Origin of the sequence: Alicyclobacillus hesperidum subsp. aegles (genome assembly GCF_027923525.1) — a bacterium.
GTDB classification, from domain to species: Bacteria; Bacillota; Bacilli; order Alicyclobacillales; family Alicyclobacillaceae; genus Alicyclobacillus; species Alicyclobacillus aegles.
Map to the genome: position 1 here is coordinate 83,329 of NZ_BSBJ01000003.1, position 18,795 is coordinate 102,123.

18 protein-coding genes and 1 other RNA gene are annotated in these 18,795 nt (G+C 54.1%); 3 read left to right on the plus strand and 16 right to left on the minus strand.

What is annotated here, in order from left to right:
• Positions 1 to 11: 11 nt before the first annotated feature.
• The 4 genes from QMF38_RS01625 to QMF38_RS01640 all read right to left on the minus strand — a co-directional run bounded on the left by QMF38_RS01625 (position 12) and on the right by QMF38_RS01640 (position 5,291).
• Complete coding sequence (locus QMF38_RS01625) at positions 12 to 1,895, minus strand: PAS domain S-box protein (RefSeq protein WP_083496114.1); 1,884 nt, start codon at positions 1,893 to 1,895, stop codon at positions 12 to 14.
• A gap of 173 nt (positions 1,896 to 2,068) precedes the next feature.
• Positions 2,069 to 3,091 (minus strand): NADH:flavin oxidoreductase/NADH oxidase, encoded by a 1,023-nt coding sequence (locus tag QMF38_RS01630; protein WP_058094880.1) that lies wholly within the window; start codon positions 3,089 to 3,091, stop codon positions 2,069 to 2,071.
• 182 nt (positions 3,092 to 3,273) lie between these two features.
• Entirely contained in the window at positions 3,274 to 4,620 is a 1,347-nt protein-coding gene (locus tag QMF38_RS01635; protein ID WP_058094836.1) for a sensor histidine kinase, read from the minus strand.
• The gene (locus QMF38_RS01640; protein WP_058094835.1) at positions 4,617 to 5,291 is read right to left on the minus strand and encodes a response regulator transcription factor; all 675 of its coding nucleotides are present in this window, start codon (positions 5,289 to 5,291) and stop codon (positions 4,617 to 4,619) included. The genes QMF38_RS01635 and QMF38_RS01640 overlap by 4 nt, the downstream gene beginning before the upstream one ends.
• A gap of 209 nt (positions 5,292 to 5,500) precedes the next feature.
• Here QMF38_RS01640 and QMF38_RS01645 point away from each other — a divergent pair, with 209 nt between their 5' ends.
• The 3 genes from QMF38_RS01645 (at position 5,501) to QMF38_RS01655 (ending at position 6,660) form a co-directional block, all read left to right on the plus strand.
• Complete coding sequence (locus tag QMF38_RS01645) at positions 5,501 to 5,737, plus strand: hypothetical protein (RefSeq protein ID WP_058094834.1); 237 nt, start codon at positions 5,501 to 5,503, stop codon at positions 5,735 to 5,737.
• Between the two features lie 2 nt (positions 5,738 to 5,739).
• The gene (locus QMF38_RS01650) at positions 5,740 to 6,024 is read left to right on the plus strand and encodes a spore coat protein (RefSeq protein ID WP_281758476.1); all 285 of its coding nucleotides are present in this window, start codon (positions 5,740 to 5,742) and stop codon (positions 6,022 to 6,024) included.
• 186 nt (positions 6,025 to 6,210) lie between these two features.
• Positions 6,211 to 6,660 carry a DUF2231 domain-containing protein gene (locus QMF38_RS01655; RefSeq protein ID WP_198146660.1) on the plus strand — a complete coding sequence of 150 codons (450 nt, stop codon included), beginning with the start codon at positions 6,211 to 6,213 and terminating at the stop codon, positions 6,658 to 6,660.
• 583 nt (positions 6,661 to 7,243) lie between these two features.
• Here QMF38_RS01655 and rnpB read toward each other — a convergent pair.
• From rnpB to QMF38_RS01715, 12 genes are all read right to left on the minus strand, one after another.
• Positions 7,244 to 7,650: RNase P RNA component class A (gene rnpB, locus QMF38_RS01660), an RNA gene on the minus strand.
• 70 nt (positions 7,651 to 7,720) lie between these two features.
• Positions 7,721 to 8,830 (minus strand): Nif3-like dinuclear metal center hexameric protein, encoded by a 1,110-nt coding sequence (locus QMF38_RS01665; RefSeq protein ID WP_058094831.1) that lies wholly within the window; start codon positions 8,828 to 8,830, stop codon positions 7,721 to 7,723.
• Positions 8,830 to 9,594 carry a tRNA (adenine(22)-N(1))-methyltransferase gene (locus tag QMF38_RS01670; protein ID WP_058094830.1) on the minus strand — a complete coding sequence of 255 codons (765 nt, stop codon included), beginning with the start codon at positions 9,592 to 9,594 and terminating at the stop codon, positions 8,830 to 8,832. The genes QMF38_RS01665 and QMF38_RS01670 overlap by 1 nt, the downstream gene beginning before the upstream one ends.
• 33 nt (positions 9,595 to 9,627) lie before the next feature.
• On the minus strand, positions 9,628 to 10,230 hold the full coding sequence (locus tag QMF38_RS01675) for a YdcF family protein (protein ID WP_281758480.1): 603 nt from the start codon (positions 10,228 to 10,230) through the stop codon (positions 9,628 to 9,630).
• A 162-nt stretch (positions 10,231 to 10,392) separates the two neighbouring features.
• Positions 10,393 to 11,508 carry an RNA polymerase sigma factor RpoD gene (rpoD, locus tag QMF38_RS01680; protein WP_058094829.1) on the minus strand — a complete coding sequence of 372 codons (1,116 nt, stop codon included), beginning with the start codon at positions 11,506 to 11,508 and terminating at the stop codon, positions 10,393 to 10,395.
• 26 nt (positions 11,509 to 11,534) lie between these two features.
• The gene (gene dnaG, locus QMF38_RS01685; RefSeq protein WP_232302270.1) at positions 11,535 to 13,343 is read right to left on the minus strand and encodes a DNA primase; all 1,809 of its coding nucleotides are present in this window, start codon (positions 13,341 to 13,343) and stop codon (positions 11,535 to 11,537) included.
• Positions 13,344 to 13,646: 303 nt separating this feature from the next.
• Positions 13,647 to 14,417, minus strand: a complete 771-nt coding sequence (gene recO / locus QMF38_RS01690; protein WP_058094876.1) for a DNA repair protein RecO — start codon at positions 14,415 to 14,417, stop codon at positions 13,647 to 13,649.
• Between the two features lie 27 nt (positions 14,418 to 14,444).
• A complete protein-coding gene (locus tag QMF38_RS01695) occupies positions 14,445 to 14,600 on the minus strand; it encodes a YqzL family protein (RefSeq protein WP_006445554.1) in 156 nt (51 codons plus the stop codon).
• Between the two features lie 93 nt (positions 14,601 to 14,693).
• Complete coding sequence (era, locus tag QMF38_RS01700) at positions 14,694 to 15,587, minus strand: GTPase Era (RefSeq protein ID WP_058094828.1); 894 nt, start codon at positions 15,585 to 15,587, stop codon at positions 14,694 to 14,696.
• The gene (locus tag QMF38_RS01705) at positions 15,577 to 16,119 is read right to left on the minus strand and encodes a diacylglycerol kinase (protein ID WP_058094875.1); all 543 of its coding nucleotides are present in this window, start codon (positions 16,117 to 16,119) and stop codon (positions 15,577 to 15,579) included. The genes era and QMF38_RS01705 overlap by 11 nt, the downstream gene beginning before the upstream one ends.
• 20 nt (positions 16,120 to 16,139) lie before the next feature.
• Entirely contained in the window at positions 16,140 to 16,622 is a 483-nt protein-coding gene (gene ybeY / locus QMF38_RS01710; protein ID WP_198146659.1) for an rRNA maturation RNase YbeY, read from the minus strand.
• Entirely contained in the window at positions 16,619 to 18,742 is a 2,124-nt protein-coding gene (locus tag QMF38_RS01715; protein WP_058094827.1) for an HD family phosphohydrolase, read from the minus strand. The genes ybeY and QMF38_RS01715 overlap by 4 nt, the downstream gene beginning before the upstream one ends.
• Positions 18,743 to 18,795: the final 53 nt, after the last annotated feature.

Consider the following 18,795-nt stretch of genomic DNA (forward strand, 5'->3'; position numbering starts at 1 on the left):
CTGATCATTCCTTATTCTGTCGCAACGCTTGGCTTTTGGGCAACCGGTAGCAGAATCGTTACGGTCGTCCCTTGCCCGATGGTGCTCTGCACGGAGAGGCGACCGCCGTGCTCTGCAACAATTCTCTGACTCACCATCATACCTAGACCCGTCCCTTGCTCCTTCGTCGTAAAAAACGGCTCCCCGATATGCTTCAACTTCTCCGGTGGGATGCCAACTCCCTCGTCGACAAAGTCGATTTGCACGTGACCATCGCGCCGCTTCGCCACGACGCGCAAAGTTCCGCCGCGCTCCATCGCTTCGATCCCGTTGCGAACAATATTGATGAAAACCTGTTTCAATTGATTGGGTTCACACGTAATCTGTGGCAAGTCGTCACGAAAGGTTGTCTCGATCACGACGTTGTGAATAATCGCCTGTGGGCTCATGAACGAAACAATTTCCTGTAACAGCAAATCGACATCTTCGGTCGAATAATGAACCTGTTGCGGCTTCGCGAGCATGAGCAGTTCGCCCAAAATGAGCTCCATGCGCCCGACTTCGCCTTTCATAATTTCAAGATATCGCTTGTTATTTCCTTTTGATTTGCGGTGCATCAAGTCAATAAACCCTTTTAGGGCCGTGAGCGGGTTGCGAATCTCGTGGGCAATGCCAGCCGCCAATTGACCGACGGCCGCCAACTTTTCAGACCGCTCCAACAGCTCCCGAGACGTTTCCAATGCCAACTCCTGCTCTTTGCGAGCCGTAATATCTTGAGCCACGCCGAAAAAGCGGACAGGCCGGCCGTCGGCATCCATATCCGTTTGACCCAGGGCCGAAATATGCCGGATTTCACCGCGCCCAGTAAGAATCCGGAACTCAATTTCATACAATTGCCCATAAAGCGACTCTTGCACCGCTTGATGAACTGCCGTTCGATCCTCTTCCACAACGGTTTGTAAAAAGGCTTCGTACGTGCCAGCAAATTCTCTTGGGTTCATATCCCAAATGACAAACATCTCATCGGACCATACGAGGTGATCGTGTCGCACATCGAGTTCCCAGTAGCCCGAACGAGCCAGTTGATGTGCTTGCTTCAGATTGTCTCGGCTGCGCTGTAACTCATGTTCTTGTGCCAGCTTGTCCGTGATGTCCCGAAACGTCATCACAGCTCCGACAATCTCGCCAGCCTCGTTGATCGGCGTGATGGAATATTCGACGGGGATGGGCGCGTGCCCATCGTCACATCGCTGAAACCATGCTCTGCAGTCCGTGATCACCTGGCCGGCTTCGAGTGTAGAAGCAAACAGGTCGTGCCTCTGCCGTCCCAAAAACCCTGTTACGGAAGCAAACGGCCTGCCAATCATGTCCTTAATGCCGAGCCCCAGGATGTTTGCCGCAGCTGGATTGGCGAAAATGATACACTGTTGCGGATCAATGCCGATAATCCCTTCACTGGCCGCATTTAATATCCACTCGTATTTCCGCTTTATCGCCGCCAGTTCTTCATCCGCAAGCCGCTCATCGGTCACATCGCGACCAATTCCGATGACACCCGCAATCCGACCGTGCGCATTGCGTTGTACGCTCAGGGTCACCTCAAACCAACGGTAACGGCCACTCTTATGGCGAATACGCAGCGTAATTCGCTTGTGAGTAGCCCCTTGCTCCAGCGCCTTGATGGCTTCGTCCCAGATATCCCGGTCTTCTGGGTGTGAAAACGGTTCAATTGTTTGCCCCAACACTTCTTCGCATGTATATCCTAAAATATGTGAAACGGATGGCGAGACATACTCGCAAATCCCCGTTGACGTGCAATATGTAATGACATCTTGTGAATTATGTGAAATGATATCGAATAATTGCTTGATCCGCCGCGCACGCCTGCGCGGGGAATCTCCCGGCCACTCAGTCATGGCAACCACCCGCGTTCCGCAACCGAACGGATGTTGCCAAGAAGAGCCGACAGGCGCATTTAGTGCCTTTCGGCTCAAGTCAGCAACAAACCGATTCCGTGCAATGCATCTCTATCTATTCTACTTGTTGTATCATACGTGGCGAAACGCAGATTCGCAACGACCAGTGAATGTCAAAATGCCCGTGCATACTGCTTTGGCACATTTAGCTCTACACCCAGTGCCTGTGCCGCGTGAATCGGCCAGTATGGATCCCGAAGCAGGCCGCGCCCGATGGCGACGAGATCAGCATCACCGCTGGCGATGACGGACTCGGCCAAGGCGTACTCGTCGAGCATACCCACGGCAATAACGGGCACGTCAAGCGCCTCCTTGATTTGGCGTGCAAACGGTACCTGATAGCCCGGATAGTTACCAGGTTTGCGCTTGCCCGGCCGACCCTCGCCGCCAGAGCTGACATGCACGACGTCGACCCCAGCCTCACGATAACGACGGCACAGCTCGATAGCGTGATCGATCCCGTAACCGCCATCGACGTATTCGACTGCCGAGATGCGAATCAAAAGCGGCATATTGCTTGGCATTTCGCTTTTGACCGCCTGGATGACTTCGACGCCGAAGCGGGCGAGGTCTTGTCCGTATTCATCAGAACGGCGATTGGTCACAGGCGATTGGAACTGATGAATGAGATAACCGTGTGCGCCGTGTAGCTCAATCGTGTCAAATCCAGCGGCCACGGCCCGCTTTGCCGCTTGGCCAAACCGTTCGACCATGCGCTTGACCTCGTCTGTCGACAATTCACGGGGCACCTTGTACTGTGGTCCCTCAAATGCAATTGCGGATGGCGCCACAGGCGTTGCTGCATCCTCGGCTTTACGTCCCGCATGTGCAATTTGCACGCCGATTTTGGCGCCATAACCGTGGCAGGCGTCAACAATGCGCGCAAACGGCGCAATGTGATCATCCGACCAAAGCCCGAGATCAAAGTCGCTGATCCGACCATCCGGCTCGACGTCTGTCATCTCGATAATGACCAGTGCGGCCCCGCCAATCGCCCGACTCGTATAGTGTGTGTAATGCCAGTCATTCGGTTTACCGTCTTTAGCCGTCACTGAGTATTGGCACATTGGCGCCATGACAATCCGGTTTTTTAGCTCAAGACTTCCCACCGTAAACGGCGTAAACAGGTGTGCCATCGTCCACCGCTCCCCATCTCCAAAAATCGCACCCAAGCGGGCCTTTCACCCTCATGGTGCCCTAAAGCGCGCCCAGGCATCAAACTATCGTCTATTTACTTACTACTTTTTTTATAGCACATTCGCAAAGGCCATGCAAAAATCCACGTTGGGTAGGTCTCCAAGAAGGGGCCCCGACCGGCTTAACGAACTGGAAACGAGGCCGTCACCTGTGTGCCCACACCCCAATCGGCAGGGCTCGCGATGCTCATCTCGCCGCTATGTGCTTCGACGATCCACTTCGCGATCGCAAGGCCAAGCCCCGCGCCAACTGTCGCGCGAGATGGATCAGCCTGATAAAACCGTTCCCATACGCGCGACAAGTGTTCTGGAGCAATGCCCGATCCGGTGTCTTTCACGACGAGCAAAGCACGGTTGCGGTGCCGTAACACTTCGATCACGATACGTCCCCCTTCCGGGGTGAACGACAAGGCGTTGTCAAGAACAATGGCGAACCATTGCCGTAGCCGCTCAGGATCCGCCTGAAGCTGTACGGACGCCAACGCGCCGGTCAGAATGTGCACGCCGTGGGCACGGGCGAGATCGACAAAACGCTTCTCTGCTTCCCTGGCGAGAACGTCCAACTGAACTTCGCGCATTTGCAGCCATGCATGTCCGGAGTCTGCTCGCGCCAAGGTCAGTAAATCGCCAACCAACTTTTGCAATCGCCGCGTTTCGCGATCGAGCGCGGCCAATGTTTCTCCCATTTCTTCGACGGTCGCCGACGGATTGCGAAACATCCGCTCGACGTGAAGTTGCACAATGGAAAGGGGTGTTCGCAGCTCGTGTGAAGCGTTGGCAACAAACTGCTGTTGGCGGGTCCAAGCCCGCGAAATGGGCGCTAACGCTCGATTGGCCAAAAAGATACCGATGGCTGCAGCAAGTCCGGCAAAACCGATGATGCTCACTTCCATGACCTTCGCCATATGGCGCAAAAAGGCGACGTCCATCGTGCGGTTATAGAGAAGGTAGACAGCCTTTACGGGTTGACCATGGTATACGATCGGCGATGTAGGGTAAACCGCTTGAAGGAGAAATGGCGTGTTGTCGAGCGAAACTGCGCGCAATCGATTCGACGCGGGGAACGCAAACAGTTGTTTGAGTTCCGTGTTGGACAGACTGCCAGCGGGCGTCTGAACAACCGCCTGCCCTGCGGTCCCTTGTAACACGTAAACCATGTGTTGGTCGCGCGTTTCCCGCTCTTCCTCATCGAGCGAAGTCGGGGGCGGATCATGCTCCGGTGCGGGATTCGACTTCGGCTTGGCACGATGCATAGGACTGCCATCGATTTCATCGTGATCGCCAAAAATTTGGTCGTTATGGTGCGCGAGCATTTGCGTAGCGGCTGAGTTCACTGCCTGGGCTTCGAGTGACCATAAGCGCTGGGCCATGACGCGATCCACGACCCATGCAAACAACACGAGAATGCCGATAAACGCGAGGGTATACAACGCAACGAGTTGCCATGCGGTCTTCCTGAACACGGTCACGACTCACTCCAGATATAGCCGACATTGCGAATGGTGCGAATGCGCTTGTCCAGGTCAAACGGCTTCAACTTTTTACGCACGTAATGTATATACAAATCGACAGTCGATTCGCTCGTCTCTGCATCGTGTCCCCAAAGGCGATACGAAATTCGCTCGCGCGTGAGAATTTCACCTTGATGCAACAAGAGATATTCGAGCAAATCGAATTCTTTGTCTGTCAGAACAAGTGGCGTATCCTCATACACGGCCTCTTTGGCTGCTGGATTAAGCACGAGATAACCACTTCTCACCGTCATATCAGCGCCAACATCGCGATTGCGTCGAAGCAGCGCCCGCAGACGGGCGAGCAACTCTTCCGTGGCGAACGGTTTCGCCAGATAGTCGTCCGCCCCCGCATTCAGGCCAACCACACGATCATCGACATCCCCGCGCGCGGTGAGAAACAGCACGGGCACAAAAATCTGTTGCAGGCGCAATTGCTTGACCAGCTCGATCCCGTTGAGTCCGGGTAACATGATGTCGACAATGAGCACGTCGTAGACGGCCGATTCTGCAAAATAAAGTCCATCGTCGCCAGTCTCCGCGACGTCGACTTGATACGCCGCCTCTTCCAAGATTTTTGCAACAATGGCACGCAGACCGGGATCGTCCTCGATTAACAAGACTCGCATATGTACTACACATCCTTATGCCCATTCCATCGATGACATTGGTCTATTACATTACCCAAAGAAACTTGAAATTGAATTTGCTCCTGATACTCGGTGGGGTGACAAGACCGTATGAGTAAACGTGAGTCTGGGACCCCGGAACACCGGACAACCGCCCGCCCTATGATGATACGGAACGTATATCAATCACTCATCAAGGAGGAGCTATCATGGATGAAAGCGCCCGGTCAGCAGCGCAGCATTCCCTCGCCATGCATGAAACACTGGAATTACATGAACTTCTCGCCATGAAATCGAATCGCCTAGCGCAAGACAAACGAACCGTAGCAAAAATTACTGATCCGCAATTGCGAGACATGTATCTTACATGCATTCAGGTTACGACGAAACAGATTCAGGAGTTGGCTGCACTTCTCGAACAATACTCGATACAGCGGAGGTCCTAATCATGGAGCGTTCTTACCGAGATGCCATATACGCCGGTAGCCTTCTTGGTTACGCCAAGGCGGCTGTGCGCAACACGTCAGCCGCGATCACCGAGACAGCCACACCCGCTGTCCGGCAAGTGCTCAACCGACATTTGCAACAAGCCATTGAACTCCACGAGCAAGTCTTCAACTATATGCTTCAACATGATTTATACCCAGCATACGACGTGGAAAAGATCATTGAACACGATATTCGCAACGCAAAGTCTGCGATAGCTATGCCGATTCGTTCACGGCAACCGTGAAGCGGTTTACCAAGACTATCCCCCACGCAAGTTGGGGGTTCTACATACACTCCACGCCGTTATCCATTTTCATCCAAGGAATGTTCAAACCATTTTTCAATGTTACTGTGAGATTATAAACATAGATCTATGAAATTTTTCGCTTCTGCAACGGACTGCACTGCATAGAAAGGAGCATCCGTCCACGTGCTCGCAACGATTGAACACATGTTTCCTGCTACGATTCATCCAATGGTCGTTCATTTCACGATTGCCATTACGTATCTTGCAACACTTGCAGGCCTTATTGGGCTTATACGCCGCAAGTCTGATTTCTGGCCTACATCGTTTTTGTATCTGCTTGGTCTAGGTATCCTTGCCACCATCGCTGCAGGTGTCGCGGGTGTGATCAGTGAATCCTACATTCGTCACATCTCACCGACAGTTGCACCCATGTTCCATCGTCACAAGGAGTACGGCGTGTTAACAGGTGTCGCACTCATCATCGCCTTCGTGGCGCAATGGCTGCTTGGCTTACGGAAACAACGAGTGGCTATGATTGGCTTCATCGCGTCGCTCGTCGCCACGGTACTCGTCAGCCTCGCCGGGCACCTGGGAGGAACGCTTGTTTATCACGATGCGTTTGGTATCGCATAAACATAAGCATGTCACTGGTCGTCACTTGAAAATGTGGATCCCTTTATGATCCGTTGGATTTCCCATATTCCATCGTTGTTGAAATGAGTTATCCATAAGGTTACAGAATGTCCATTTCCAAATGTTAAAACCTCGTAGGTCTTCAATGTAGAGAAATCTGATGCCACCCTACCACCCCCAATATACTGGCGAAGGGCATTAAAGTCTGTGCGAGTGAATGTATTCCTTGTTAGGGGTGTCATCAGTTGTTGTGCCTTTTCCGGTTGGTCACTAACGATTGCTTGTTCAAACATCAAGGACACGCTGGTTGGACTCGTTGGCCTCATTACGCTTGACCTCAATGGGTAGTCAACGAACCAAAAACCCCCAGCGCCAATAAGGACACCCAATAATACCCATCCGACATTTTTCAATTGCCACCACTCCCACACTCATGTACTCAAAGTGCAATACATATGTGACATTGGACTTGAAAGAAGACGCATGCCCACTTACAGAATTGAATAAAGCAAAAACCGCGCTCAGGCTCGGTGTAAAATCAAGCGTAGCGCGGTTCATGATGATGTATGTGCGATATAGGGTACGAAGAAGTAAGCCTGTAAGCCGAGTTCTGTACTCCTGTGCTACAAACGGCACGCGCGCGGCGGCCTCGCACGTATGGAGCAGCAATCATCTATCTAGGCCGACTGTTGCCAGTCGGCTCAAGCGACCAACCCGAGTGCGTGGCGGGCCACCACATCAGCACTCCTATCCGGTCTTGCTCCAGGTGGGGTTTACCTAGCCAATCCGTCTCCGGACTGCTGGTGCGCTCTTACCGCACCGTTGCATCCTTGCCTGTGCCTGTAACAGGCCATCGGCGGTCTTCATTTCTGTGGCACTTTCCCTGAGATCGCTCTCGCCGGACGTTATCCGGCACCCTGCCCTGCGGAGCTCGGACTTTCCTCCCGTGCTGCCTTTCGGCCATGCACCGGCGATTGCCCAGCTTACTTCCTCGCTTGAAACCTCTCATAGTATACTCCGGTCGGCGCACACTGACAACCACACACCATAAAGTTACAATTCACAGCCAGCGCCATGGATCAACGGCAACAGGTGCCGTCTTCACGGTAACACGACTGCCTAGCGCGGCCTGTAACCGTGTTGCAACCACCTCGCATACCGGTGCTTCCAACGCCGCGTGAGGTATATCGATCACGGCAATACCATCGTGCACTGCATCGGCCGCCTGATGATGTGAGATGTCCGCCGTGACCAACACGTCCGCCCCCGCCATCAAAGCCTTGCCTATCCAACCACTGCCCGATCCGCCAAGTACCGCTACGGTTTTGACACTCCGTCCCGGATCTCCCGCGTAACGCACGTGAGGAAGGCCAAATGCAAGACGAGCGCGATCGGCAAACTCAGCAAGGGTCTGTGCAACCGACAGTTGTCCGATGCGCCCGATTCCAAAGGAAGCCCCAGGCAAAGCGAGATCGAACACGTCGTAGGCGACTTCTTCATAGGGATGCACAGCCAACATGGCAGAAACCACATCTTCTAGGAGGTGCTCTGGCACGACCGTCTCCAGACGCACTTCCGAGACCAGCTCCATTTCCCCTGCCTCACCAATGTATGGATGCGTCCCATCGCCAGGCACAAACGAACCCGTTCCTGGCGCAGCAAACGTACAGTAAGAGTAATTCCCGATGTGCCCAGCTCCTTTGTCGCAAAGCGCCTGCCGTACAGCCTCGACGCTCGCTGCAGGCGTGTAAACGACCAACTTCTTGAGTCGAGTTCGGTACGTGATATCGAGCGGCTCTTGATCGACAAGATCAAGCCTTTTTGCGATCACGTCATTGACTCCTCCTGGCGCCACATCGAGGTTGGTATGAGCCGCGAAGACGGAGATACGATGCGCCACGAGCTCCGCGATGGCTCGTTGCCGCGGCTGCGACCAGTCGACTTGCGAAAGCGGTCGATACAGCGGTGCGTGATGAGTGACCACCATGTCGACGCCTTCTGCAACCGCACGAGTGACCAGTTCGGGAGTCACCTCCAAAGCTACCCAAAGGCGTTTGACGATGGCGTTTGGGTCTCCAAGCTGCAGTCCGATTCGGTCATCCGCCAGTGCCAAGTGTTTCGGTGCAATCCGCTCCATCTCCCGTATGACGTCAGAAACGCGTATATCCATCACGTACTTTCCTCCATCTGTTGAAGCCACGATTCCAACATGCGTATGGAATGGCTTAGCTGAAGCTGCTTATCTCTGTTATCCGAAGCCTCGGCAGGCAATCTCGACAACACCCAACGTAAGCGCTCAAGATCCATCGAGGCCCGCCGTGGGGCGAGTGGGTGGCCCAAGCGGACAATCATCGGCCCGTACGTGTACAAAAAGTGACGAGCTGCGGCCGCTGAAACTTCTGTCAAAAACTTCGGCAATGCAGCCGATGCATACGCGGGATCTAGATCATCCTTCGGCTCCGCCGCAATGATTTCATACAGCTTGTCCCCTTCGGCGACCAATGTTTCGGCCACGATGTGAAAACCGAGTTCGTACAATGTCGAGCGTACCAAGTGTCCCGCGTTCATCGGCTGCAGTACGATGCGCTTGGCCGCTTTTGCGACAGGCTCACCCGCCCGCAGCAGCTGCGCATGGACATGACCACCAATGCCAGCGGATACGATCACGTCGGCCTCCCCTTGTTCGATGGGCGCAAGGCCGTCGCCATGGCGCAACGAGATTTGCGTGGTCAGGCGATGGAAAGCGACGTTGGTCCGGGCGCGATCGAGCGGGCCCGTGCGCAAATCGGTTGCAATCGCCCTTTGAGCCAACGCGTGCTCAATGGCGTAAATCGGTAAATTGGCGTGATCCGTGCCGATATCGGCCAACACTGCACATGGCAAGGCATAGTCCGCAACTTGTTGCAGTCGCGGTGACAAACGTAATTCAGACATACTCCACTCCAGTTTCGACGATCTGCCGGATCGTCACGAATTCCAAAACGGCGCTTCGCGTCCTCGTAAAGTATATTGGATATGCGCGAATACCTCACGCGTCGCGGCGCGAAATTCCTGACGGCTTGATGGCGCTCCGCACCCACTCGCTTCGATGCCGAGAGTGCGCGCGACCGCCAGCGCGCGCGGCAAGTGATAATCGGACGTAACGATGACGGCAGTCCGATACCGCAATCTTTCCATCAAGGCCTGGCTGTTCTTCAAGTTTTCCCATGTGTTGCTGGACCAGCGCTCCTCGTGAATCAACTGTGGCGGTACACCATTCATGATCAAAAACCGCTTCATGGACGACGATTCGCTCACCGTCTCGTCATCGCCGCGACCACCGCTCACGATAAACGCCCGAATATAACCATGTCGGTAGAGGTGTAGTGCCGCGCGCAACCGAGATAAAAGTGGCTTACTCGGGCGGTAGCCATCCGTATACGCACCCAACACGATACCGACGTCGCTCGGCACCGGACGCTCGCGCAAACCCTCGCGACGCAAATGTTGTGCAAACCGCTCTATAAAGATCGAAGTGCCGCACAGTGCGATCACGACCGCAAACAGCGCGAACAGAATCCAGACGAGCACACCACTCACCGCCTCGCGAGGTGAACATGACAAAGTCTCCCTTCCACCATACGCAGAGGGGTGTCTCTCTAGACCGAACGGCAAGCTTGAAATGCAAAACAGGCTGTTCCCCGGTCAAGACGGGATATAAACAGCCTGTTGATCTGCATGTAGCTTACAAACTCATTCCAGGAAATCCTTCAACCGCTTGCTGCGACTTGGATGCCGCAGTTTGCGGAGTGCTTTCGCTTCGATCTGGCGGATGCGTTCACGCGTAACGCCAAACACCTTGCCGACTTCTTCGAGCGTTCGTGTACGGCCGTCATCTAATCCGAAACGCAGGCGCAAAACATTTTCTTCGCGTTCCGTCAACGTATCGAGAACATCTTCCAATTGTTCTTTCAACAATTCATAAGCAGCGGCATCCGCCGGTGCAGGGGCTTCGTCATCCGGGATAAAGTCGCCTAGGTGAGAATCGTCCTCCTCACCGATAGGCGTTTCCAGGGAGACAGGCTCTTGAGCAATCTTTTGAATCTCCCGCACCTTATCAGGAGTCAGGTCCATCTCTGCGGCAATTTCCTCTGCAGTAGGTTCTCGCCCGAGTTCCTGCAGCAATTGGCGCGAAACGCGAATCAATTTATTGATGGTCTCGACCATATGCACGGGAATGCGGATGGTTCGTGCCTGGTCGGCAATCGCACGCGTGATGGCCTGGCGTATCCACCATGTCGCATATGTGCTGAACTTATAGCCCTTGCGGTAGTCAAATTTTTCAACCGCTTTGATCAAGCCTAAGTTGCCCTCCTGAATGAGGTCGAGGAACAACATACCGCGCCCTACGTAGCGCTTTGCAATGCTTACGACAAGACGGAGATTGGCTTCGGCCAACCGGCGTTTTGCCTCTTCGTCGCCGGCTTCAATTCGCTTTGCCAATTCAATTTCTTCTTGGGCCGACAAAAGTGGTACGCGGCCAATTTCTTTTAGATACATGCGAACCGGATCGGAAATCTTGACACCAGGGGGCATGGAAAGATCATGCAAATCATAATCCTCTTCGCCGCCGTCCTGTTGGCTCGGATCCCCGTCGCGCTCGTTTACGACATCGATACCTTGTTCTGCAAGCTGTTCAAAAAAATCGTCCAAGGCATCCGTGTCTTGATCAAACTGCGCCAATCGGTCCGAAATTTCTTCATATGTCAACGAGCCTTGCTTTTTCCCTAGCTCCACCAGTTGCTGTTTTGCAGCCTGAAGGGTCAGTCCCTGATCTTCCTCGCGGACTTCATCTTTTGCCTTCGCCATAGTTCCCCGCCTCCTTTACCCCAAGGTCACTCCGCGTGAATCGCTCGGGGCTGCTTCAATGTTGCAATCTGGTCCTGGATCTGTTCCACTTGCAACTTTATCTCTGTGGATCTTTCTTCATCGCCGCCAGCTTCCGCTTCAATCCATTGACGAAGCAGGCTTCTGTGCAGCTGCTCAAGCCGATGCAATTCTAACGCACGCAGATAATCGTCCAACAAGGCCGTGGAAAACTCGGGCACTTCGTAAAAGAACAATGACGAGGCAAAGTGAGCCAACGACTCATCCTCCAGTTGATCTACGAAGGCAGACGGCGAACCGTCCGGATTCTCCAAACGCCATGCGTACAAATTGGATAACAAGGCAGTCTGCAACGGCTCAGCCAATTCGGTGAGCCCCTTCTCCATCAGATACTCGGCTGCCTCACGACTAAACAGCACTGCCTGCAATAGCCTCATACTCGCCTGTTGATCCGCGCGCGCCAGCGGCTGTGCCACCGTCTTCGAACCGCTCGTTTCCCGTCCGAAAGTACGACGCCTAGATTGTTTCGAGAAGGTTCGCAGTTCCTCCTTCAATGTTTCGACAGAGAGGTTAAATTCCTGTGACAAATTTCGCAACTCGTACTCCTGCTCGACCGGCGTCGCCCGTTCGGCAAGAATCTTCAACGCCTGACGAACAAACTCGGTCCGCCCGACGGCACTCACCAACTGTGCGCCTTGTCTCAATTCATCGAGCAAAAATTGCACGACCGACAGTGTGTTCCGGTTCAACAAACGTGCAAATGCCGTAGCGCCGTTCGCTCGAATGTATTCATCCGGATCCATGCCATCTGGTATTCGCAACACGAGCGGTGAGATACCGACGCCCTCCAGAATGTCGATTGCCCGCACGGTCGCCTTGCGTCCCGCCTGGTCTCCGTCGTACGCGATCACGACTTTGTCACAGTCTGCCTTGAGCAGATGCGCCTGCTCCTCGGTCAACGACGTCCCCAAGGTCGCCACGCCATGTTCGATGCCTGCCTGCTGTACCGCAATGACGTCCATATAGCCTTCGAGCAACAGTGCCTGCTTCTCTTTGCGGATGGCCTTGCGCGCAAGATGGTAATGAAACAACAACTGACTCTTGTGAAACAGTTCATACTCGGGCGAGTTCAAGTACTTGGGCTTTACGCCTTCATCCATCGCTCTCCCGCCAAACGCGACAACCCGCCCTTTGCGATCCGCAATAGGGATCATGACGCGTCCCCGAAAACGGTCGGTCACGGCCGACCCAAGTTCGACAGCCAAACCGCACTCGAGTAACTCCGATTCCGAGAAGCCTTTTCGTTTCAAAAATGGAATCAGCACATTGCCGGGCTTGGGCGCAAAACCCAATTGATAAGACATGATGGTTGTTCGGGAAATTCCTCGCGAAAGCAAGTAATTCAGGGCTTGCACACCAGCATCTGTATTCATTAGAATGTGGTTGAACACTTTTGCAGCCAGAGCATGAGCTTCGCGAAAGCGTTCCAACTTTGGATTCGATGCAGTGCGCCCGACGCCAAAATGTGCAGGCAAAGCAATGCCCTGCCGCTCAGCGAGATAAGCAACAGCTTCAGCAAACGGCAAGCCCTCGATATCCATGATGAAGCGAAATACGGTACCACCGGCTCCGCACCCAAAACAGTGATACATTTGTCGTTCAGGTGACACAGAAAATGAAGGAGTACGTTCGTTATGAAACGGACAAAGTCCTGTCAAAGAGCGCCCGTTTTTTCGCAATTGGACGTACTCGCTGACCACTTCCACGATGTCAACCTGTTGACGCAGCGACTCTAGGAACGAATCGGGTACGTTCACCACGGCACCCCCAATTCGGTGCGACCGGAATTCGGTACGTCGAATGTTCCTTGCCTTGCGGCTTATATACAGTTATTCTACAAAGTAAGACACTTTCCTCCTATCTGATCAAAGTTTATCGTTGCCAAGCTGGATAACGGCAGGACACCTCTTCATGGCGCGACGAACGACGATGTCCGTTCGCGTTCAAGACAAACCTAGTATCGACGCATTGAGACAAATTTATCCTCTTGGATGTCCCGCAATCAGTGTATGGTTTGACAAATCCACTTATGTGTGCAATGTCACCGATTTTAGCTTTTGTTATAAATCAAATCGCAAAGACTGAACAATTTGGTCAAGAACGTCTCTCGCTCGGCCATGCAAACCTGCAAACTCGCGCAGTTGATGTGAGAGAATGGTGTCCAGTGCGCGCCGCGTCGGCGGTGAAACTTGAATTCGGCCCAATCGACGCACGTCCACTTCTGTAAACACCGAAAGCAAACGCCCAGTTCGTTCTGGAACGACAAATTCCGCGGTTCTGTCCATGTCACGCCTGCATACACCACAGACCAGACCGCCCTCTGTCATATGATAAGCAATTGGCGGTACAAGCGGTTGTGAGCAGCGGATGCACCGCTCCCAATCTGGGCTGGCGCCTAGCCAACTGCATATTTTCGCCTCGTACACGCGCGCCAGGAGATCAGGTGGCGTCTGATCGCGCAGTTCCAGCGCAGCGAGCACCGCACTGAATTGGTTGTACATAGCCGTCGGTGCATGCGGGCGCTCGGGCGTGGAAACAAGTGCGAGATCGCAAAAATAGGCGGCATACGCCGCCGCCTCGATATCCTCGTGCAGCCGTCGGCGGCTCGCCGTCAGCTGCACTTGTCGAATATCCCCCATCCCGTGACCTTGATATAGGAAATAAGTTCCCTCTGCACACAAGCGCGTTCCGGCCGCCAAGCGACTCTGCGGTTTCAGTGCGCCTTTGGCCATCGCCGACACGAGACCGGACGGAGTCAACAGCGTGACGATGGCACTATGTTCCCCGTAACGAACCGTTTTGACGACCACCGCGTCCGTGTTGTACAGCAACTCTTCTCCAACTCCCAAAACCGGCTGTCAAGATGGTGGGAAATGCGATTCCTCTTCGAGCTCGACGTCGTTCGCCGCACGAACGTCGTCGCCTGTGAGATCCGCCTGCTCGCAGGCGCGGTACAACAAATACGCGTCGATATCGCCTGTGAGCTCGAACATTTGCCACGTGATGTCACGCAACAGGATCGTCTCCTTTCAAGCTCTCCTGGGCTGCATTTCCGAACGCTTTTAGTCTTCCGCGCAGACCGCCTGCTATACCCTGTGAACCGGTCGTCAGACGTCCCCGTCAAAGCCAAATTGGCGCAGTAACGCCGGGCGGTTGCGCCAATCGCGCTTGACTTTCACCCACAACTCGAGATAGATCCGATTCCCCAGTAAGCCTTCGAGTTCGCGTCTGGCCATTTCGCCTACGCGCTTTAACATTTGACCCTGTTTCCCAATCAAAATGCCCTTTTGACTATCTCGTTCCGTGTAAATGGTCGCATGCACATGCAGGGTATCCGACGCCCGGCGCTCCATGTGCTCAATCGCCACCATGACCGAGTGCGGCACTTCCTCGCGCGTCAACATCAATACCTTTTCACGGACGATCTCGCTGATAATAAAACTTTCCGGGTAATCTGTGACCATATCGTCTGGGTAGTATTTGGGCCCCTCCGGCAGGCGTTGCTCAATCAAGCTCGCGAGCAGATCCGTTTGCTCTTGCCGCAAAGCCGAGACCGGTACATACTCATCAAAGGAACGCAAGGCCTGAAAAGCTGCAATCCGCTCTAGAATCAGTCCCTTGTCGACTGCGTCCGTCTTGTTGATCACGAGAAAAACCGGCGTGCGCACGCCTTCCAACTGTTTGATGATCTCCTGTTCTGCCGCGTGCACGGGCGACGTGACGTCGACGACAAACAAGATTAAATCCACTTCGCCCAACGTCTGCAATGCCATATCTACCATCACTTCACCGAGACGGTGATGCGGCGTATGCACACCTGGAGTATCAATAAAGATCATCTGCGCGGTTTCCGTCGTGCGCACGCCGCGAATGCGGTTGCGCGTCGTCTGTGGTCGGTTGGACATAATGGCAATCTTCTGACCAACCAGTGCGTTGAGCAAGGTCGACTTGCCGACATTGGGTCGGCCTACAATCGCGACAAATCCCGACTTAAACGCCATGTTCATCCCCCTTTCGCCTGCGTTTGATCACAGTTTGCTGACGATATGGCCAACAACGAAACGCCCAGACGACAATCAATCCAGCGGCCACCATCCCTGCACCCGCTGGATGATGCCCCGTAAACAACCAAAAGTGCCAGGGCCACAAGCTTACCACCAACCAGATGGCCAACGCGATCGCGCCCAGCGACACGCATGTCACCGCTCCGGATGCGACGTCCTTCGCAGCCCCTGCGACGACATGATGCTGCCACTGCGATGCGATGTCGACGGCCAATTCGATGGCAGTATTGAACAACTCAGCGGCGAAAACACACATGGCGACGAACATCGTCAGGGCTACATCGCGCAAGGGCGGCCGCAACACGAGTTCGACGGCGCACAGCACGGTAAACAACCAGACGTCGCGCTTGACGTTCTGTTCCGTGTGAAACGCGTACACCACACCCTGCAAACTGTACGCAACAGCCCGCGCAAATGGCTGTACGGCTTGCAACTCCGAGTCGTGATGGTTGACTTCGCCCTCGTGCACGTCAATCGCCCCAATCTTTATCAACCGCGCGACAAACCGATGCCCTGCAAGATCTCCTCCTGCAGCGCAAACATTTCGCGTTCTTCATCTGGTTCAGCGTGATCGTAACCGTTCAGGTGAAGAAAACCATGAACCAGTAAAAACGCCATCTCGCGTTCCAAAGAGTGGCCGTACGATTCGGCCTGCACTTTCGCCGTGTCGATGCTGACGACGATGTCGCCTAGCACAGGCAATTCGCCCTCAGGCTGCGGCGTTTCTTCGCCCTCGAGCATCGCAAACGATAGCACATCGGTCGGCCTGTCCACCTGGCGATATGTTCTGTTGAGTTCGTGAATCGTTTCATCGTCGACGAACAGTACGGATACTTCGCCTTCAATATCCAAGCGATTCGCTGCTGCCTCCAGTACCCGTTGTACGAACGACTGCGGATCCTTCCCAGCATCCGACCAAGGCCAGTCGACCTCGCATTCGACGCCGATGGCAAGGCGATGTTCCGCCGTCATTTGGCCACTTCCTTCCGCAGTTTATCGATATCCGGATACTCGATCCGGGAGTGGTAAATACCTTTGAGCGTCTTCATGAAGGCACCGACCATCGCGTCGAGATCCTGCAGCGTTAGGTCGCACTCGTCCAACTGTCCGTCCTGCAGACGATCCCGAATGATCTTGCGAATGACGCCTTCCACCCGATTCGGCGTGGGACGCGCCATGCTGCGCACCGCCGCTTCCACAGCGTCACAAATCATAATAATGGCGCACTCACGCGTCTTGGGCTTGGGACCAGGGTAGCGAAAATCGTCCACCTTCACGGTACCGTTCTTATCTTGCTCTTTCGCTTTGTTAAAAAAGTACCACAAAATGGTCGTCCCGTGATGGGTCGCACAAATATCCTGAATGGGCTTTGGCAAGCCCGCTTGTTTAAGCATCTCAAGACCGTCGCTGACATGCGATGTAATAATCAAATGACTTAGACTGGGCGCCACTTTTTCATGTGGGTTGTCTTTGGTCATCTGGTTTTCAACAAAAAACATCGGCCGCTTTGTTTTGCCAACGTCGTGGTAATAGGCGCCAACCCGACAAAGAAGCGGATCCGCCCCGACCAACTCCGCGGCGGCCTCGGCCAAATTGCCAACGATCAAACTGTGATGGTATGTTCCAGGTGCCTCAAGCAATACCTTGCGCAACAAGGGATGATTCGGGTTGGATAACTCAAGCAACCGAATAGGGGTCAACAACCCGAACGCCGATTCAAAAAACGGCAGTATGCCCATGGCTAGGATTGCCGCGAAAATACCATTGAGGGCGGCTAGACCGACGTGCAGCGAAAGCGAGTGCAGATCCGCACTCCGATTGGCCTGCAACAAATACAGTGCAAGCACCGAGCCGATATTCATCAACGACACGAAAAATCCGGCCCGCATGAACGTTCCGCGGCTCGTCACGCGAGCCACGCTGTACGCGCCGACAAGCGAACCGACAAATCCATAGAAGACGAAATCGTAGTTAAAATTCAGGGCTGCTCCCAACAAAAACGAGAAATAGAAGGATGCCACCACCGCCAGAGATGAATCCATCATGACGGTAATCAGCATCGCTCCCAAGGATATGGGCAACAGATAGGCAATCGAATTGGGACCGCCAGCCACGATGATCCACTTCGTCACCGAAATCAGAATCGACATAAGCACAAAAACTAAGCCGAGAATACCAAGAAGCAAGTTATCGACCCGCCGCCGCGGCGCCCGCCTTTCGATATAGGCGGCGAGCATCCCCACAGAAAGTGCGACAAACAACGCAAATCCAATTGCAATACCGACGCTTGGATATGAAGAATAAAGCCCTACGTCGCGCAACTTGCTAATGACATCCTGAGTGACAATGCCGTTTTTGGCGACGATAATATCTCCCGCGTGTATCAATACAGGTTGCACAGACAATGCCGCCTGTTGCCTGGCAGCCGCAGTCGCCTGTGCTTGATAGATCATATTGGGTTTGAGAACACTGACTGCAACATTTTGGACAATCAACGCGTCGTCGTGATCGAGACCCAGGTTGAGATTCAAGATCTGTCGATCCACGAGCAAGGTCGCTTGCTGCATCGACTCTTGATAAAACGGCGCGTCGAGGATTTCCTCGACCACTCGCTCCGTGTCGCGCTCGAGAACCGTCATTTGCGCAGGCGTACGCGTGAGCAAACGCACCAACGTCGCCTGGCTCACCCCTGCCGGGGCGGCGCTGCGCACGTTTTTGAGCTTGTCCGCGTCGGACAGCGACGAATCCGATGCGGCTTGCATCGCCGCCGCATAGAGGATATCGACGCGATTGACCGCCTGCGTCAAGACCGCGGGCGATTGCGCATACTGCTTGGGAACCTTGCTTTCCGCCGCTTCTTTTTCAGCTTCGGTTGCCGCCGTATCCACAGTCGTCGTCGGCGAGACGATAGTCGTGGGACTCGTTTGCCCGACGGTGAAATGATATCGTGGCGGCAAAATGCTGCCGACGAGAATCGCAAACATGGCCAGACCGAGTCCGACGTATATCCATGTGCGGATCCGGTGGTTCTGCCGGAACTTTTCATCGTCGAGAAACTGGCGAATGGCCTGTCCCCATCCTGAAAAGACCATACCATGTGCTCCTTAGATGTGAACTGTTGCGGCGGGTTGCTGCCGCCGGGCAT

What these genes read in the sequence shown, in the direction of transcription:
- QMF38_RS01715 (WP_058094827.1), bottom strand. Translation starts at nt 18,742, where the DNA reads ATGGTCTTTTCAGGATGGGGACAGGCCATTCGCCAGTTTCTCGACGAT.
- QMF38_RS01640 (WP_058094835.1), bottom strand. Translation starts at nt 5,291, where the DNA reads ATGCGAGTCTTGTTAATCGAGGACGATCCCGGTCTGCGTGCCATTGTT.
- QMF38_RS01630 (WP_058094880.1), bottom strand. Translation starts at nt 3,091, where the DNA reads ATGGCACACCTGTTTACGCCGTTTACGGTGGGAAGTCTTGAGCTAAAA.
- rpoD (WP_058094829.1), bottom strand. Translation starts at nt 11,508, where the DNA reads ATGGCGAAGGCAAAAGATGAAGTCCGCGAGGAAGATCAGGGACTGACC.
- era (WP_058094828.1), bottom strand. Translation starts at nt 15,587, where the DNA reads ATGGCGTTTAAGTCGGGATTTGTCGCGATTGTAGGCCGACCCAATGTC.
- QMF38_RS01650 (WP_281758476.1), top strand. Translation starts at nt 5,740, where the DNA reads ATGGAGCGTTCTTACCGAGATGCCATATACGCCGGTAGCCTTCTTGGT.
- QMF38_RS01625 (WP_083496114.1), bottom strand. Translation starts at nt 1,895, where the DNA reads ATGACTGAGTGGCCGGGAGATTCCCCGCGCAGGCGTGCGCGGCGGATC.
- QMF38_RS01665 (WP_058094831.1), bottom strand. Translation starts at nt 8,830, where the DNA reads ATGGATATACGCGTTTCTGACGTCATACGGGAGATGGAGCGGATTGCA.
- QMF38_RS01670 (WP_058094830.1), bottom strand. Translation starts at nt 9,594, where the DNA reads ATGTCTGAATTACGTTTGTCACCGCGACTGCAACAAGTTGCGGACTAT.
- QMF38_RS01645 (WP_058094834.1), top strand. Translation starts at nt 5,501, where the DNA reads ATGGATGAAAGCGCCCGGTCAGCAGCGCAGCATTCCCTCGCCATGCAT.
- ybeY (WP_198146659.1), bottom strand. Translation starts at nt 16,622, where the DNA reads ATGACGGCGGAACATCGCCTTGCCATCGGCGTCGAATGCGAGGTCGAC.